We start from the raw sequence: 14,695 nt of genomic DNA on the forward strand, positions 1-14,695 counted from the left end.
CCGGTTGGTGCCAGGTGGGTCAGGCGGCGGTCGCTTCGCTCACCGCACCCACCGGCTCGAGGGCCTCGGCCAGGATGTCGGTCACCCGTCCGACGGGCCGCACCTCGAGCTCGGCGAGCAGCTCGGCCGGTACGTCGTCCAGGTCCGGGCGGTTGCGCTCGGGGACGAACACCGTCGACAGTCCGGCGCGCTGCGCGGCCAGCAGCTTCTGCTTGAGGCCGCCGATCGGCAGCACCCGGCCCGACAGCGAGACCTCGCCGGTCATGCCGACGTCCGAGCGCACCGGTCGGCCGGTGAGCAGAGACACGAGTGCGGTGACCATCGTGACGCCCGCGGACGGCCCGTCCTTGGGGACGGCGCCCGCCGGGAAGTGGACGTGGATCGACCGCTCGAAGGCCGACGGCTCGATGCCGAGCTCCGTGGCGTGCGCCCGCACCCACGACAGTGCGATCGACGCGGACTCCTTCATCACGTCGCCGAGCTGGCCGGTGACGGTGAGTCCCGCGGTGCCCTCGGCGACGGACGTCTCGACGTACAGCACGTCTCCGCCGAGGCCCGTCACGGCCAGGCCGGTGGCGACTCCGGGCACGTCGGTGCGCTCGTGGCTGTCGGGCGTGAAGCGCGGCCGGCCGACGAGGTCCTTGAGGTCCTCGAGGCCGACGTCGAGCCGCTCCACCTCGCCGGTCGCGAGCCGCGTCGCGGCCTTGCGGAACGCCTTGGCCAGCAGCCGCTCGAGCTGGCGCACGCCGGCCTCGCGGGTGTAGTTGGCGGCGAGCTCGCCGAGCGCCTCATCGGAGACCGTCACCTCGTCAGCCGTGAGGGCGGCGCGCTCGAGCTGGCGGGGCACCAGGAAGTCGCGGGCGATGGCGACCTTGTCGTCCTCGGTGTAGCCGTCGATCGTGACGAGCTCCATCCGGTCGAGCAGGGCCGACGGGATCTGCTCGACGACGTTGGCCGTCGCGATGAAGAGGACGTCGGACAGGTCGAGGTCGAGCTCGAGGTAGTGGTCGCGGAAGGTGTGGTTCTGCGCCGGGTCGAGCACCTCCAGCAGCGCGGCCGCCGGGTCGCCGCGGTAGTCGGCACCGACCTTGTCCACCTCGTCGAGCAGGACGACCGGGTTCATCGACCCGGCCTCCCTGATCGCGCGGACGATGCGGCCCGGCAGCGCGCCGACGTACGTCCGCCGGTGCCCCCGGATCTCCGCCTCGTCGCGGACGCCGCCGAGGGCGACGCGGACGAACGTCCGGCCGAGGGAGCGCGCGACGGACTCCCCCAGCGACGTCTTGCCGACGCCGGGAGGGCCTGCCAGCAGCACGACCGCGCCCGAGCCGCGACCGCCGATGACCTGCAGCCCGCGCTCGGCGCGGCGAGCGCGGACGGCGAGGTACTCGGTGATGCGGTCCTTGACCTCGTCGAGGCCGTGGTGATCGGCGTCGAGCACCGCTCGGGCGGCCGCGACGTCGTGGGAGTCCTCGGTCCGCTCGTTCCACGGCAGCCCGAGGACCGTGTCGAGCCAGGTGCGGATCCAGCCGGCCTCGGGGTTCTGGTCGCTCGAGCGCTCGAGCTTGTCGACCTCGCGCAGCGCCGCCTCGCGCACCGCCTCGGGCAGGTCGGCGGCCTCGACGCGCGCCCGGTAGTCGTCCGAGCCGTCGGGCTCGCCCTCGCCGAGCTCCTTGCGGATCGCGGCGAGCTGCTGGCGGAGCACGAACTCGCGCTGCGTCTTCTCCAGGCCCTCGCGGACGTCGTTGCTGATCTTGTCGGTGACCTCGTCCTCGGTGTCGTAGGCGCGGGTCCACCCGACCAGCAGCCGCAGGCGCTCGCCCACGTCGGGCGTCTCGAGGACCTGTCGCTTCTGGTCGTCGGTGAGGTACGGCGCGTAGCCGGAGGTGTCGGCGAGCGCACCCGGGTCGGCGATGCGTCGTACGTTCTCGATGACCTGCCAGGCCTCGCGGCGCTCCAGGATCGAGACGACGAGCGTGCGGTAGTCCTCCGCCAGCTCGCGGAGCTCGTCGGTCACCTGCGTCTCGGCGACGGGCTCGGCCTCGACCCAGAGGGCGGCGCCGGGGCCGGTCACGCCGGCACCGATGGCGACGCGACGCTCGGCGCGCAGGACGGCGGCGGGCTTGCCGCCGGCGAAGCGGCCGACCCGGTCGACGACCGCGACGACACCGTGGGTGGCGTAGCGGTCCTCGAGGCGCGGGGCGACGAGCACGCGGGTGGGCTCGTCGTCGGGACGTGACGCCTGGGAGGCGTCGTGCGCGAGCCGGGCGGCGTCGATCGCGGCGCGGGCGGACTCGTCGAGCTCGATGGGCACGACCATGCCGGGGAGCAGGACCGTGTCGTGGAGGAACACCACTGGAAGCGAGGTGGGAAGCGAGAGGTTGTTCGTCATGCCGTCTCAACGCAGGACAAGCGGAGGCATGTTCCGGTTCGCGGTTCGCCCACCGCGAACGGCGTACTCCCCGCTGTAACGCCGGTCCGGGTCAGAGGCCCGACAGGAACAGGTCGAGGGCGCGGGCGACCTCGAGGTGGATCTCGGCGGTCCGAACCGCGTCGTAGGTGCCCATCGCGTGGTCGGCGTCCGGCACCTCGAGCACGTCACAGCCGCCGCCGGCGAGCTCGCGCGCGGTCGCGGCGTCCCAGAGCTCGTCCCGGAGGCCGCCGACCAGGAGCTGCCGTCCGGCGTTGGCGGCGATCGCCTCGACCATCACCGGGTCGACCAGCAGGGGTGTCAGCCAGATCGCGTCGAGCCCGTGCTCGGCGGCGTACGACGCGGCGCGGGTGCCGAGCGACTTGCCGACCACCAGCACGCGGTCGCCCACCCCGGACGAACGCAGCTCCGCGGCGTGCGCGGCCTCGACGTGGCGGCGTACCCACTGCTCGGGGTTCTCGCCCTCGTCGCGTGAGGTCGAGTCCCACCAGATCTGCTGGACCGTGAAGCCGTGCTGGACGAGCGCTCGGCGTGCGAACTCCAGCAGCGGCGCGGAGGGTGGGTACGCCCGCCCGGGTGCGACCAACGCGACTCCCCTGCTCGCGCCGGCCGGCTCCCACCGGGTGGGTGCTCCCCCGAACGTCATCGCTCGTCCCCCTTCGTGGCCCGGAAGTAGCCGAGCGCTCCGTGGATGCGGAGGTCCACCGTGTCGCACCCGGCCGCGCGCAGCCAGCGAATTGCGTCGCTCGTCGAGCACATCGGTCCGAGGATCCCGGCCCGCGCGCCCGCCCGGCGGAGCGGTTCGTAGCGGACCCCCGTGTCGGTGAAGATCGAGCTGCCGGTGATCACGCCACCGCGAGCGAGCACGCGCACCATCTCGTCGATGGCGGTGCGGGGATCGGGGAAGCAGTGCAGCCCGGTGAAGGACACGACGAGGTCGAAGGCGTCGTCCGCGAAGGGCAGGGCGCCGGCGTCGGCGACCGCAGGTGAGACCTGGTCGGCGACACCGCGCGCACGGGCCGTGCCCAGGGTGCGCCCGAGCATGGTCGTGGAGATGTCGGCGGAGACGACCTGGACCCCTTGGCCGGGGCGCAGCCCACGGAGGGCCACGCCGGACCCGCTCGGGACGTCGAGGACGCGTGCGCCTGCCGGGAGCGTCCCGATCTCGGCGGCGGCCTCGTCGATCAGCCGCAGGTCGCTCCCGGTGCCGAGGCGCCATGCCGGACGCCCGACCTCCGGGTGCTCGACGAGCCAGGGGTAGACGTAGGACCAGAGACCGTCCTCGCGCCAGCTCCCCAGCCCGGAGATCCTCACGCCGGTCCGGTGTCCGTCCAGGTGAGCAGCTCGGGGCTGCGCAGCATCTCCTGGGGCACACCGAAGGCGTCCACCAGGTCGACCGCCAGCGGGCGGAGCTTGCGGCACAGCGAGCCGACCTCGCGGCTGATCGCCTTCGACCGCTGGCTCGAGAGCCTGCCGTGCTCCATGAACCACGCCCGGTCGGCCTCGATCGTGCTGAGCGCGTGGAGGTCGCAGAGCAGGTTGAGGGCGACCTTGAGGTCCCCGTCGGGAACCTCCGCCACCTTCGCGACGAACGCCTCCAGCACCAGCCGCTCGGCGTGCGCCTGGGCCGCGGCGATGACGTGGTCCTGCACGCGGGAGAAGACGGCGCCGGGGTTCTGGCCCTGGTCGATCCCGCGCTTGAGCCGCCGCGCGACGCCGCCGATCATGTGCTCCTCGCGGAAGCGCAGCATGGCGAGCTGGTAGTTGGGGTCGAGCAGGCCGGCCTCCTGGTCCCACTTCTCCCCGCCCGGCAGCAGGTCGCGCACCGACTGGACGAGCTTGTGCACCGACGTGCGCTCGACCACGGTCTCGACCGCGAGGCCCGCCACGAAGCGGGCCATCCCGAGCTGGTCCATGTCCTCGAACTCGCCTGCGTAGTCGGTGAGCAACCCCTTCGCGACCAGCTGGAGCAGGACGTGGTTGTCGCCCTCGAAGGTGGTGAAGACGTCGGTGTCGGCCTTGAGCGCGGCGAAGCGGTTCTCGCTGATGTACCCGGCGCCACCGCAGGCCTCGCGGCACTCCTGGATCGTCCGGGTGGCGTGCCAGGTGCCGAGCGCCTTGGTCGCGGCGGCCCGGGACTCGAGCATCCGGCGGGCATGCTCGTCCGCGCCCTCCTCGGTGGGCCCGGGACCGGAGAAGACGTCGTGCAGCTGGCCCGCCACGACCTCCTGCGCGAAGTGGAGGGCGTACGTGCGCGCGATCAGCGGCAGCAGCCGGCGCTGGTGCATGCCGTAGTCGAGCAGCACCTGCTCCTCGTCGGGCGAGACCGCCTCGAACTGGCGGCGTCGTACGGCGTAGCGGGTCGCGATGGTCAGCGCGACCTTGGCGGCGTTGATGCCGGCGCCGCCGACGCAGACCCGCCCCTGCACGAGCGTGCCCAGCATCGTGAAGAAGCGCCGGTTGGGGTTGTCGATCGGCGAGAGGTAGCGGCCCTCGGGCGTCACCTCGGCGAACTGGTTGAGCAGCGCGTTGCGGGGGACGCGCACGCCGTCGAACCAGATGCGGCCGTTGTCGACGCCGTTGAGGCCCATCTTGGGGCCGCAGTCCTCGATGCGCACGCCGTCGAGGACCCGGCCGTCCTCGCGGATCGGGACGACGAAGGCGTGCACGCCGTGGCGCTCGCCGTCGACCTCGAGCTGGGCGAAGACGGCCGCGACCTCCGCGTGCGCGGCGGCGTTGCCGATGTAGTCCTTGCGGCTCGCGTCGTCGGGGGTCGTGATCACGAACTCCTGCGCCTCGACGTCGTACGACGCCACGGTGCCGAGGGCCTGCACGTTGGAGCCGTGGCCGCTCTCGGTCATCGCGAAGCAGCCGAGGGTGCGGCCGCTGACGAGGTCGGCGAGGTAGGCGTCGTGGTGGGTCTTCGTGCCGAGCTGGAGGATGGCGCCGCCGAACAGGCCGAACTGCACACCGACCTTCACCAGCACCGACAGGTCGCCCATCGCGAGGGTCTCGAAGGCGGCGATCGAGGCGCCGAGGTCGCCGCCACCGCCGTACTCCTCGGGGAAGCCCATGCCGGTCTGCCCGGTCTCGGCCATCATCACCACGACGTCCTTGACCCGCTCACGGAAGTCCGCGGTGGTCATCTGCTCCTCGTCGACCAGGATCTTGGCGTGCTCGGCGAGGTTGGCCCGCACGAGGTCGCGGACCTCGGCGTACTTCCCGTCGAGGAGCGTGCGCATCGCAGCCACGTCGACCTCAGGCTGTCGATAGCCCTTGTCCGTGGCGTGCGTCGTGTCGTGGTCGGGCACCGCCGCCGGCCCGTCCTTCTCCGGCACGGGCGTCGGCATCTCGTCGGCGATCGGTGGCACCTGGTCGGTGGCATCCTCCACAGTCATGCGTCCCAAAGTAGCCCTGCCGGTAGGTTCGCGGCGATGAACGTGTCTGAGGCCACCCCGGCGGGCGAGGGCGGGGCGACGATGGCCTACAACTACGCGATCGTCGGCGTGCAGAAGGGCGGTACGTCGACGCTGGCGGTGACGCTGAACCAGCACCGGCTGGTGTGCCAGCCGCCGGACAAGGAGCGCCATTACTTCGACGACGAGGACGTCGACTGGTCGGCGCCCGACTACGCCCGCGACTACACCGCCCCCCGCCGCGCACCCGTGCACCGGCTCGTCGGGGACGCCTCACCGACGTACCTCTACTGGCCGCACGCGCTCGAGCGCATGCGCGCCTACGGCCCGACGATGCCGCTCGTCGCGGTCTTCCGCGACCCCCTCGAGCGGCTGTTCTCGCACTGGGTGATGCTCCGCTCGCGCAACCTGGCCTGGCCCGACTGGCCGGACTTCCTCACCGAGTGGCCGCACACCTCCCTGCCGGACGAGGTGCCCGACCCGTCCGTCGTACGCACCATGCGGTGGCGGCACATGACCGGCCTGGCGCGCGGGTTCTACGGCGAGCAGCTGCAGCGCGGCTTCGAGCTCTTCGGGCGCCAGCAGTGGCTGCTGCTCGAGATGCGGCAGATGCTCGGCGACTTCGAGAGCACCATCCACCGCACCACCGACTTCCTGGACCTGCCGCGCTTCGAGCGCGTGCCGCCGCTGCGCAACTGGCACGCCGGCGCCGAGCAGGTGCCCGGCACCGCCCCGACCGCGGACGACGTGGCGCGCGTCGCCGAGGTGTACGCCCGCGACCTCGCGCTGTTCGAGGAGCTCTCCGGCATCGACACGTCGGCCTGGCCGACCCGCCTGGTCCTCGACGGCGACCTCGACCCGGGCGAGCTCGCCGCGCGGTTCGCGCGGAAGGTCCGCTGAGCCTGCTCTGGAGTCACCGGATGTCCGGTGACCGCCACGGTTGTCAGCCAAGATCTCGGCTGACAACCGTAGGACTCGGGTGCCAAGCCCGGTCCACTCCGCGCGCCCCTGCCGGCCCCATCCGGGCGCCTGCAGGCAGGCTCAGGGGCGCGCGAAGAAGTTCGGGGTGCGCCAGTAGTACATGGACTCCTGGCTGACGTCGCGGCCGGTGCGCGGGGCGTGGACGATCTGGCCGCCGCCGACGTAGATCGCGACGTGGTAGATCGACGACGGGTTGCTCGACGAGCCCCAGAAGACGAGGTCGCCGGGTGCGAGCTGGGCGGCGGAGATCGGCGTCGACTGGGTGTACTGCGCGACGGAGTAGTGCGGCAGCGACGTGCCGCCCCGCGCCCACGAGCCGGCGGTCAGGCCGCTGCAGTCCCACGCGTCGGGGCCGTCCGCGCCGTAGCGGTAGGGCTTGCCGATCTGCGAGGTCGCGAACGCGACCGCTGCCGACGCACCGCCGCTGGGCGACGGGGTGGGGATCGGGGTGGGGGTCGGGGTGGGGGTCGGGGTGGGGGTCGGGGTCGGCGTGGGTGTTGGCGTGCTCGTCGGGGTGGGCGTGGCGGTCGGGGTCGGCGTGCTGGTGTGGCTGGGCGTGCTCGTCGGCGTGGGGGTCGGCGTGGGGGCCTGGGTGGGGGTCGCGGTCGGAGTGGGCTTGCTGGTCGCCTGATGCTGGGCCTGATGCTGGGCCTGCTGCTGGGCCTGCTGCTGGGCCTGCGCCGCGGCCTCGGCCTGGGCCTGCGCCTCGGCCTGGGCCTGCGCCGCGGCGGCGGCCGCCTCGGCAGCGGCCTGCTCGAGGGCGCTCTGCCGGCGCTCGGCGAGCCGCACGCTGATGCCCTGGAGCTCGGCGAGCTCGGCGACGAGGTCGGCCTTGTCGGCCGCGATCTCCGCGGCACGGGTGCCCGCGTCGGCCTGGGCCCGGGCGGCTGCGTCCTTGGCGGCCTCGGCCTCGGCCTCCGCCGCGCTCGCGCGCTCGGCGGCGCGGTCGGCGGCGGCGGCGGTCACCTCGGCGACGGCCGACGCGGCGGTGAAGGCGTCGTACTGCTGGTCGAGGACCTGCGAGGTGTTCCCTACCGTGATGCTCCGGTCGATCAGCGCAGCGATGCCGTCCGACTCGACGACCGCGGCGAGGCCCTGGATCTGCGAGGCCTCCTCGTAGGACCGCACCACCGTGGCGGCGTACAGCTCGCGCTGGGCGACGACCTCGTCCTGCGCGTCCTCGGCCGCGGCCTGCGCCTCGGCGGCCTCCTTGCGCGACTCCTGCGCCCGCCACCGGGCGCCGTTCCACGCCTCCGCGGCCCGGGCGGCGGTGTCACCGGCGTCGTCGAGCGCGAGGTTCGCGCGGATCAGGTCCGCCTGCACCGCGGCCACGTCGCGCCCCTTGTCGGTGGCGGCCCGCTCGGCGGCGGCGACGTCGGCCTCGGTCGGCACGCTGTCGTCGTCGGCGAACGCCGCTGCGGGACCCAGCCCCAGTCCGGCGACCAGGACCACGACCGCCGCCCAGCGCGACGTCGTACGACGTGGCGCGGGGGCGCGGTGGGGCAGCGGAGCGACGGGCACGGGGGTTCCCCTCGGGGTCTCGGGAGACCGTGCGACTTCCCCATCGCACGGGCAACGCGAGGCACGCTAGTGAACTTTCGTCACATGGGGAACAGTTTTCTCAACTTTTTCACCATCGCTCGGCGTGTCGGCTTGCAAACTACATGCATGTAGTTTGCAACCATCGCTCGCTGGAGTCTCCGGATACCCGGTGACCACAACGGTTGACTGCCCAGATCTCGGCTACGAACCGTGAAACTCCGCCACCAAGCTCGGAGTTCGAGTGGTTGTCCACAGGCGGGCTTCAGCGGGAGTACGGCGACCCGGAACGGGCAGGCGCCATCCATGATCACGCCACAGGTGGACCTCGAAGGTCTCGTCCAGCTCCGTCGCGACCTGCTCGCGAGCGGCCTCACCGACCCGCAGATCGATCGGCTGGTCAGGGCGAAGGTCCTCAAGCGCATCAGGTACGGCGCCTACGTCGCGTACGAGACGTGGGAGTCGCTGTCGATCGATGACCGCCATCGGCTGCTCGCCCGCGCCGTCAGGGCCAGGGCGCACAGCAGTACCGCCCTCACCCACGTGTCGTCACTCGTCGAGCGTGGCATCTCCCTGTGGGGCTTCCCCCTGGACGTCGTGCACACGACGCGCACGGACAGCGGTCAGCGCGCCGGACGCAAGAGGCGGGACTGGGTCCCCCATCGCGGCATCCTCGGCGCCGAGGACTGCGAGGAGCTGAACGGCGTACTGGTGAGCACCGCTGCCCGGTCGGCCTTCGAAGTGACCACCCTCGGCGGCGTCGAACGTGGGCTGATCGCGGTCAACCGCCTGCTTCATGCGAAGGCCATGACCATGGACGAGTTCACGGAGCAGGCGGCCGCCCACCGCGACTGGCCGGGCAGCCTGACGACCAACCTCGTCACCCACCTCGCGGACAGTCGACTGGAGTCCGTCGGCGAGGACCGCTTCAGCTACCTTGCATTCAGGCAGGGGCTCGTCAAGCCGGAGCCCCAGTTCGACGTCAGGGACGAGCAGGGCGTCCTCGTTGCTCGGGTGGACTTCGCGTGGCCCGACCTCGGGGTGTTCCTCGAGTTCGACGGCAAGATCAAGTACGAGCGCCATCGTCGCGAGGGCGAGTCGCTGGACGAGTTCCTGATGCGGGAGAAAAGGCGCGAGGTACTCGTTTGCCAGATCACCGGCTGGACGTGCATCCGGATCACGTGGGCCGACTTCGCCCGGCCCGAGCTCGTCGCCACCCGCATCCGGAAGGTGATGGCGGCGCGCAACAGCGGCGTCGCCTGACGACCTTCGCTGCCGAGTCCTACGGTTGTCAGCCCGGATCTCGGCTGACAGGCGTTGCGGTCACCGGATATCCGGTGACTCCAGAATCGGACGCCGGTCACTCGGCGTCGACGGGCACCTGGGAGGTGGTCGAGGTGGGGTGGGACGAGAGGCCGTGGCGGTCGAACTTCTGGCCGCTGGCGAGCCCGCCGAGCCAGAAGGAGAAGAGGGCGATCACGACGCCGGCGAGGTCGTCGGCGATGTAGTGCCAGCCGAAGTAGAGGGTCGCCACGACGGTGATCGCGAAGTTGGCCCAGAAGATCACGTGCAGGATCCGGTGGCGCAGCGTGTACTGCACCATCAGCGCGACGAGCAGGGTGATCGCGACGTGGAGAGAGGCGAAGCCGGCGACGGACTGGACGGCCCCCTCGGCGCCGGAGCGGATCACGTTGGAGCGGCCGTAGGACAGCGCCTCCATCAGCGCGCTCGAGCCGGTCGAGGGAAGGTCGGTGTAGAGGTAGCTGTACTGGAAGCCAGGGCCGAGGGTGGGCAGCGCGTAGTAGGACGCCGTGCCGATGCTCCAGGCCAGGCACTGCGAGGTGGCGAACCAGTAGCCGAAGGTGATGTTGCGCGACCACACCAGCCAGGCGGCCAGGGCCAGCGGCACGAGCGGCAGGAACCACAGGTAGATCGTGGAGAGGAAGTGCGCGGAGATGCCCGTGCCGAAGATCGTGTGCAGGATCGTCGCCGGCTCGTGGCCGAACATCAGCGCCCGGTCGACGAGGTGGAGCTCGCGGTCGTACTTCTCCTCGCCCATGATGAACGGCAGGAACGACTTGAGGTTCCGGTAGCAGACGTAGGTGATGTAGAAGCTCACGAGCCCGGTCACCACGAGGACGATGCGCTCGCGGTCCCAGTGCTCACGGATCCGCTCGCGTGCGATGGCGGGCATCAGGGCCGGCTTGAAGCGCGAGGCCCAGAGCGTGCGCGGGAGCAGGTCGAGCAGGAAGGCACCGAGGACCAGCAGCGGGAGCCTCAGCCACGACGGGCCGAGGAAGCCCTCCGGGTCGACCAGCGGGCGGCCGATGTGGAACGACGCGACCAGCGCCAGCACGCCCATGGTGGCGGCGACGCCGACGAGAAGGGCATAGGCCGGACGGTGCACGGGGCTCAGTCTAGGGAGCGGTCAAGGGGTCGCCCTGATCGGAAGGACCGCGAGCCGTGTCACGTCGACCCGCAGCGACACCTCGTCGCCCGGCGAGACGCGGGTGCCCAGCGGCGCGACCGCGTCGACGGCTCCGACCCTGTCGACGTCCACCACGAGCCGCACCTGCTCCGGGGTCACCCGGGCCTGCTCGACGCGGGCGCGCAGTGGGCCGTCGGCGTCCACGACGAGCGCCGAACGCCGCAGCGCGACGGCGTACGACGACCGCAGGCCGGCCGCGGCCAGCACCCGGGCGGCCGCGTCGTCGCGCAGCACGCGGGCGTAGCCGAGGAAGAGCGCGGTCTCCTCGTCGACCGGCTCGCGCCAGACCTCGTCGATCGCGCCGCCCTGGACCACGCGCCCGGCGCGCATCACCGCGAGCCGGTCGGCGAGCGCGAAGGCCTCCTCGTGGTCGTGGGTGACCAGCAGCGCGGTCGTGCCGGCCGTCCGGAGGATGCCGCGGAGGTCGCCGGCCAGCCGCTCGCGGAGCGTCGCGTCGAGGGCCGACAGCGGCTCGTCGAGGAGGATCAGCCGCGGCTCGACGGCGAGCGCCCGGGCCAGCGCGACGCGCTGCCGCTCGCCGCCCGAGAGCGTGCCGGGCAGGCGGTCGTCGTACCCCTCGAGGCCCACCAGCGAGAGCAGCTCGCGCACGCGTGCGTCGACCCGCGCGGACGGCGTACGGCGCAGGCGCAGCGCGTAGGCGACGTTGCGGGCGACGGTGAGGTGGGCGAAGAGCTGCCCGTCCTGGAACATCAGCGCAAACCCGCGCTTGTGGGTGGGCGTGCCGGACAGGTCGGCGCCGTCCCAGGAGATGCGCCCGGCGGAGAGCGGTTCGAGGCCGGCGACCGCGCGCAGCAGCGTCGACTTGCCGCAGCCCGACGGCCCGAGCACCGCGAGCACCTGGCCGGTCGCCAGGTCGAGCGAGACGTCGTCGACCGCGGCGGTGTCGCCGTAGCGGACGGTCACGTGGTCGAGGGCGAGGGTCATCAGAACGCTCCCACACCGGGGACGCGGAGCCGCTCGACCGCCAGCATCACCACGGCCGTGGCGACGGCGAGGACGACGGAGGCGGCGAGGGCCATGCCGTAGTTCATCGCACCGGGGTGGCCGAGCAGCCGGAAGATCACCACCGGCAGCGTCGGGCTGTCGTCGCGGGCAAGGAACGACGTCGCCCCGAACTCGCCCAGCGACGCCGCGAAGGCGAAGCCGCTGGCCGCCAGCATCGGCTTCCACGCCACGGGGAGGTCGACGGTGAGCAGGGTGCGCCACGGCGACGCCCCGAGCGACGCAGCCGCTTGGCGCTGCCGGTCGTCGATGCCGCCGAGCACGGGGGTCAGCGTGCGGACCACGAGCGGCAGGGCGACGAGGGCCTGCGCCATCGGCACGAGCAGGGGCGAGTCGCGCAGGTCGAGCGGCGGCTGGTCGAGCGTGATCAGGAAGCCGAAGCCGAGGGTCACCGCGCTGACGCCGAGCGGCAGCATGAAGAACCCGTCGAGGGTCGAGCGCACCCGGCGCTCGGCGAGCGAGTGCGAGCGGCGGGTCACGATCGCGGCGACGAGCGTTCCCACAAGGAGCGCCATCCAGGTCGCGTCGACGGCCGTGCGCAGGCTGGTGGCGAGGGCCGACGTCACCGGCTCGACCAGTGCCTGGTCGTCGCCCGCGCTGGTCAGCGCCCGGTAGTTGCCCAGCCCCCACTCGCCTCCGACGCGCAACGACCCGAGCACGAGGCCGAGGACCGGCACGAGCATCGCGCCGAGCACGAGCAGCGTCGCGACGACGACGGGCGCGTCGCCGCGGCGTACGGCCCGGGCGGGCGTCACCGTGCGCTGGGCGGTCGGGTCCGGTACGGCGCGCAGGCGAGCGGCGAGGACGAGCAGGCCGAGCACCACGATGATCTGCAGCACCGACAGCGCGGCGGCCGCCTGCAGGTCGAAGACGGTGGTCGTCAGGAGGTAGATCTCCGTCTCGACCGTCGCGTGCCGCACCCCGCCGAGGGTCAGCACGATGCCGAACGCCGTCGCGCAGAAGAGGAACACGATGCTGGCCGCGCCCACGATCGCGGGCCGGAGCGCGGGCAGCGTCACGGTCCGCAGGACCTGCCACGGTGATGCCCCCAGCGCGGCGGCCGCCTGCCCTGGCCGCGGGTCGAGCGACTCCCACGCGACCCCGACGGTGCGCACGACGACGGCGACGTTGAAGAAGACCAGCCCGGCGACGATCGCGACGGGAGTCCCGTCGAGGCCGAGCGGGCCGAGCGGCCCGCCCTCCCCCAGCAGCTGGCGGAAGGCGACGCCGACGACGACCGTCGGCAGCACGAACGGCACCAGCATCGCGGCCCGGACCGTCGCGCGGCCCGGCAGCCGCAGCCGGTGCAGGGCGTACGCCGCCGGCAGGCCGAGGACGACCGACAGCAGCGTCGCGACGCCCGAGGTGCACACCGTGAACCACGCGACCCGGTGCACGCGCGGGCGGGCCAGGACGTCCATCACCGCGCCCGGCGCGAACCGTCCGTCGGCCACGAAGCCCTCCGCGACCATGCCGGTCACCGGCAGGACGAAGAGGACGCCGAGCACGAGGACCGGCCCGGCGGCGAGAAGGAGGAGGCCGAGGATGCGCCTCATGTCGAGGTGGTCTCGAGGCTCGTCGCCGGGGCTCCTCGCACCTCGACCACCGATGGGCAGGACGTCATCGGGACACGACGTCGGTCCACTCCGTCAGCCACTGCTCGCGGTTGGCGGCGATCTCGTCGGGGGCTACCTCGTAGGGGTCGGTGGGCTGCGGGGCGAACTTCGCCCAGTCGTCCGGCACGCTCGCGCCGGGCATGACCGGGAAGACGTACATCGACTCCGGCAGGGCGCTCTGCACCTCGTCGGTGAGCATCCAGTCGACCAGCGCCTGCGCGCCGTCGGGGTCGTCCGCACCGGCCAGCACGCCGGCGTACTCCACCTGGCGGAAGCAGGTGTCGAGGAGCGCCGCCGTGGTGGTCCTGCCGTCCTTGACGGTGAAGGCCGGCGAGGAGTCGTAGGACACGACGATCGGGCGGGTGCCGTTCTCGGCGGCGGCGGTGAAGTCGCCGTAGTAGGCGTCCTCCCAGCCGTCGACGACCTTGGCGCCGTTGGCCATCAGGTCGCTCCAGTAGTCCGGCCAGTCGTCGCCGTAGGCCGCGACGGTCGCGAGGAAGAACGCCATCCCGGGGCTGCTCGTCGAGGCGCCGGGCGTGACGAGCAGGTCGGCGTAGGCCGGGTCGGTGAGGTCGTCGAGCGTCCGCGGCGGCTGGAGGCCCTCCTTGTCGAACCAGGCGGTGTCGACGTTGACGCACACGCTGGCGGAGTCGATCGGGACGAGCCGGTCGGCACCGTCGTCGAGGGCGTACTGCTCCGGCGGCTCGGCGCTGGGTGTGAACGGCGCGAAGGCGCCCTCGTCCAGCGGGCGCGAGGCGAAGGTGTTGTCGATGCCGAAGGCGGCGTCGGCGACCGGGTTGTCCGCGGTGAGGCTGAGCTTGGTGGCCAGCGTCCCGGCGTCACCGGCGGCCCGCACCTCGAGGGTGTAGCCGGACTCCTCCTCGAAGGCCCGGACCAGCTTCTTCGGCAGGTGGAACGACTCGTGCGTGGCGAGCACGACGGTGCCGCCGGTCGTGCCGCTGCCGTCGGCGGCCGACGTGGGCGTGCTGGGCTCGGAGGCGTCGCCTCCCATGAGGCTGCAGCTGCTGAGCGAGAGTGCGGTGAGGGTCGCCGCGAGGGCGCGGACGGGTGCGTGCATCGGGTGGACTCCCTATCGCCGGTGCTAACCGGATCAGGTTCGGAGGGTCTGCGGTCTGGCCCGCACTCTCAGCACGCCCGCGCGTGCTCCCCTGTCTTGTGGGTCCCAGCGTAGCCCGGTGGC

At 72.5% G+C, this 14,695-nt stretch carries 11 protein-coding genes and 1 riboswitch; of the genes, 2 read left to right on the forward strand and 9 right to left on the reverse strand.

Features of this window, described 5'->3' with window-relative positions; translation table 11 throughout:
• Positions 1-19: 19 nt before the first annotated feature.
• From lon to L2K70_RS09510, 4 genes are all read right to left on the reverse strand, one after another.
• Positions 20-2,392 (reverse strand): endopeptidase La, encoded by a 2,373-nt coding sequence (gene lon, locus L2K70_RS09495; protein ID WP_236401595.1) that lies wholly within the window; start codon positions 2,390-2,392, stop codon positions 20-22.
• Between the two features lie 91 nt (positions 2,393-2,483).
• Entirely contained in the window at positions 2,484-3,077 is a 594-nt protein-coding gene (locus L2K70_RS09500; RefSeq protein WP_236401596.1) for a hypothetical protein, read from the reverse strand.
• Complete coding sequence (locus tag L2K70_RS09505) at positions 3,074-3,745, reverse strand: class I SAM-dependent methyltransferase (RefSeq protein WP_236401597.1); 672 nt, start codon at positions 3,743-3,745, stop codon at positions 3,074-3,076. The genes L2K70_RS09500 and L2K70_RS09505 overlap by 4 nt, the downstream gene beginning before the upstream one ends.
• Complete coding sequence (locus L2K70_RS09510; RefSeq protein WP_308195779.1) at positions 3,742-5,829, reverse strand: acyl-CoA dehydrogenase family protein; 2,088 nt, start codon at positions 5,827-5,829, stop codon at positions 3,742-3,744. Before L2K70_RS09510 ends, L2K70_RS09505 begins: the two co-directional genes overlap by 4 nt.
• A 36-nt stretch (positions 5,830-5,865) precedes the next feature.
• Between L2K70_RS09510 and L2K70_RS09515 the strand changes: the two genes are divergently transcribed.
• Positions 5,866-6,747, forward strand: coding sequence for a sulfotransferase domain-containing protein (locus tag L2K70_RS09515; protein ID WP_236401598.1), 882 nt, complete (start codon positions 5,866-5,868; stop codon positions 6,745-6,747).
• Between the two features lie 141 nt (positions 6,748-6,888).
• On the opposite strand, the gene L2K70_RS09520 is transcribed toward L2K70_RS09515, so the two are convergent.
• Positions 6,889-8,349 (reverse strand): C40 family peptidase, encoded by a 1,461-nt coding sequence (locus L2K70_RS09520; protein ID WP_236401599.1) that lies wholly within the window; start codon positions 8,347-8,349, stop codon positions 6,889-6,891.
• A gap of 324 nt (positions 8,350-8,673) precedes the next feature.
• Here L2K70_RS09520 and L2K70_RS09525 point away from each other — a divergent pair, with 324 nt between their 5' ends.
• Positions 8,674-9,630: a putative endonuclease domain-containing protein gene (locus L2K70_RS09525; protein WP_236401600.1), complete on the forward strand. Its 957-nt coding sequence runs from the start codon at positions 8,674-8,676 to the stop codon at positions 9,628-9,630.
• Positions 9,631-9,727: 97 nt separating this feature from the next.
• On the opposite strand, the gene L2K70_RS09530 is transcribed toward L2K70_RS09525, so the two are convergent.
• The 4 genes from L2K70_RS09530 to L2K70_RS09545 form a co-directional block, all read right to left on the reverse strand.
• A complete protein-coding gene (locus L2K70_RS09530) occupies positions 9,728-10,774 on the reverse strand; it encodes a phosphatase PAP2 family protein (protein ID WP_236401601.1) in 1,047 nt (348 codons plus the stop codon).
• Between the two features lie 21 nt (positions 10,775-10,795).
• Entirely contained in the window at positions 10,796-11,800 is a 1,005-nt protein-coding gene (locus L2K70_RS09535) for an ABC transporter ATP-binding protein (RefSeq protein ID WP_236401602.1), read from the reverse strand.
• A complete protein-coding gene (locus L2K70_RS09540; RefSeq protein WP_236401603.1) occupies positions 11,800-13,434 on the reverse strand; it encodes an ABC transporter permease in 1,635 nt (544 codons plus the stop codon). Before L2K70_RS09540 ends, L2K70_RS09535 begins: the two co-directional genes overlap by 1 nt.
• A 64-nt stretch (positions 13,435-13,498) precedes the next feature.
• Complete coding sequence (locus L2K70_RS09545; RefSeq protein ID WP_236401604.1) at positions 13,499-14,572, reverse strand: thiamine ABC transporter substrate-binding protein; 1,074 nt, start codon at positions 14,570-14,572, stop codon at positions 13,499-13,501.
• Positions 14,565-14,675, reverse strand: a riboswitch (TPP riboswitch). It overlaps the preceding gene by 8 nt.
• Positions 14,676-14,695 lie beyond the last annotated feature (20 nt).

The organism is Nocardioides potassii, from assembly GCF_021648885.1.
In the GTDB taxonomy this organism is placed as follows: Bacteria; Actinomycetota; Actinomycetes; order Propionibacteriales; family Nocardioidaceae; genus Nocardioides; species Nocardioides potassii.

What these genes read in the sequence shown, in the direction of transcription:
- L2K70_RS09525 (WP_236401600.1), top strand. Translation starts at nt 8,674, where the DNA reads ATGATCACGCCACAGGTGGACCTCGAAGGTCTCGTCCAGCTCCGTCGC.
- L2K70_RS09500 (WP_236401596.1), bottom strand. Translation starts at nt 3,077, where the DNA reads ATGACGTTCGGGGGAGCACCCACCCGGTGGGAGCCGGCCGGCGCGAGC.
- L2K70_RS09545 (WP_236401604.1), bottom strand. Translation starts at nt 14,572, where the DNA reads ATGCACGCACCCGTCCGCGCCCTCGCGGCGACCCTCACCGCACTCTCG.
- L2K70_RS09535 (WP_236401602.1), bottom strand. Translation starts at nt 11,800, where the DNA reads ATGACCCTCGCCCTCGACCACGTGACCGTCCGCTACGGCGACACCGCC.
- L2K70_RS09515 (WP_236401598.1), top strand. Translation starts at nt 5,866, where the DNA reads ATGAACGTGTCTGAGGCCACCCCGGCGGGCGAGGGCGGGGCGACGATG.
- L2K70_RS09510 (WP_308195779.1), bottom strand. Translation starts at nt 5,829, where the DNA reads ATGACTGTGGAGGATGCCACCGACCAGGTGCCACCGATCGCCGACGAG.
- lon (WP_236401595.1), bottom strand. Translation starts at nt 2,392, where the DNA reads ATGACGAACAACCTCTCGCTTCCCACCTCGCTTCCAGTGGTGTTCCTC.
- L2K70_RS09540 (WP_236401603.1), bottom strand. Translation starts at nt 13,434, where the DNA reads ATGAGGCGCATCCTCGGCCTCCTCCTTCTCGCCGCCGGGCCGGTCCTC.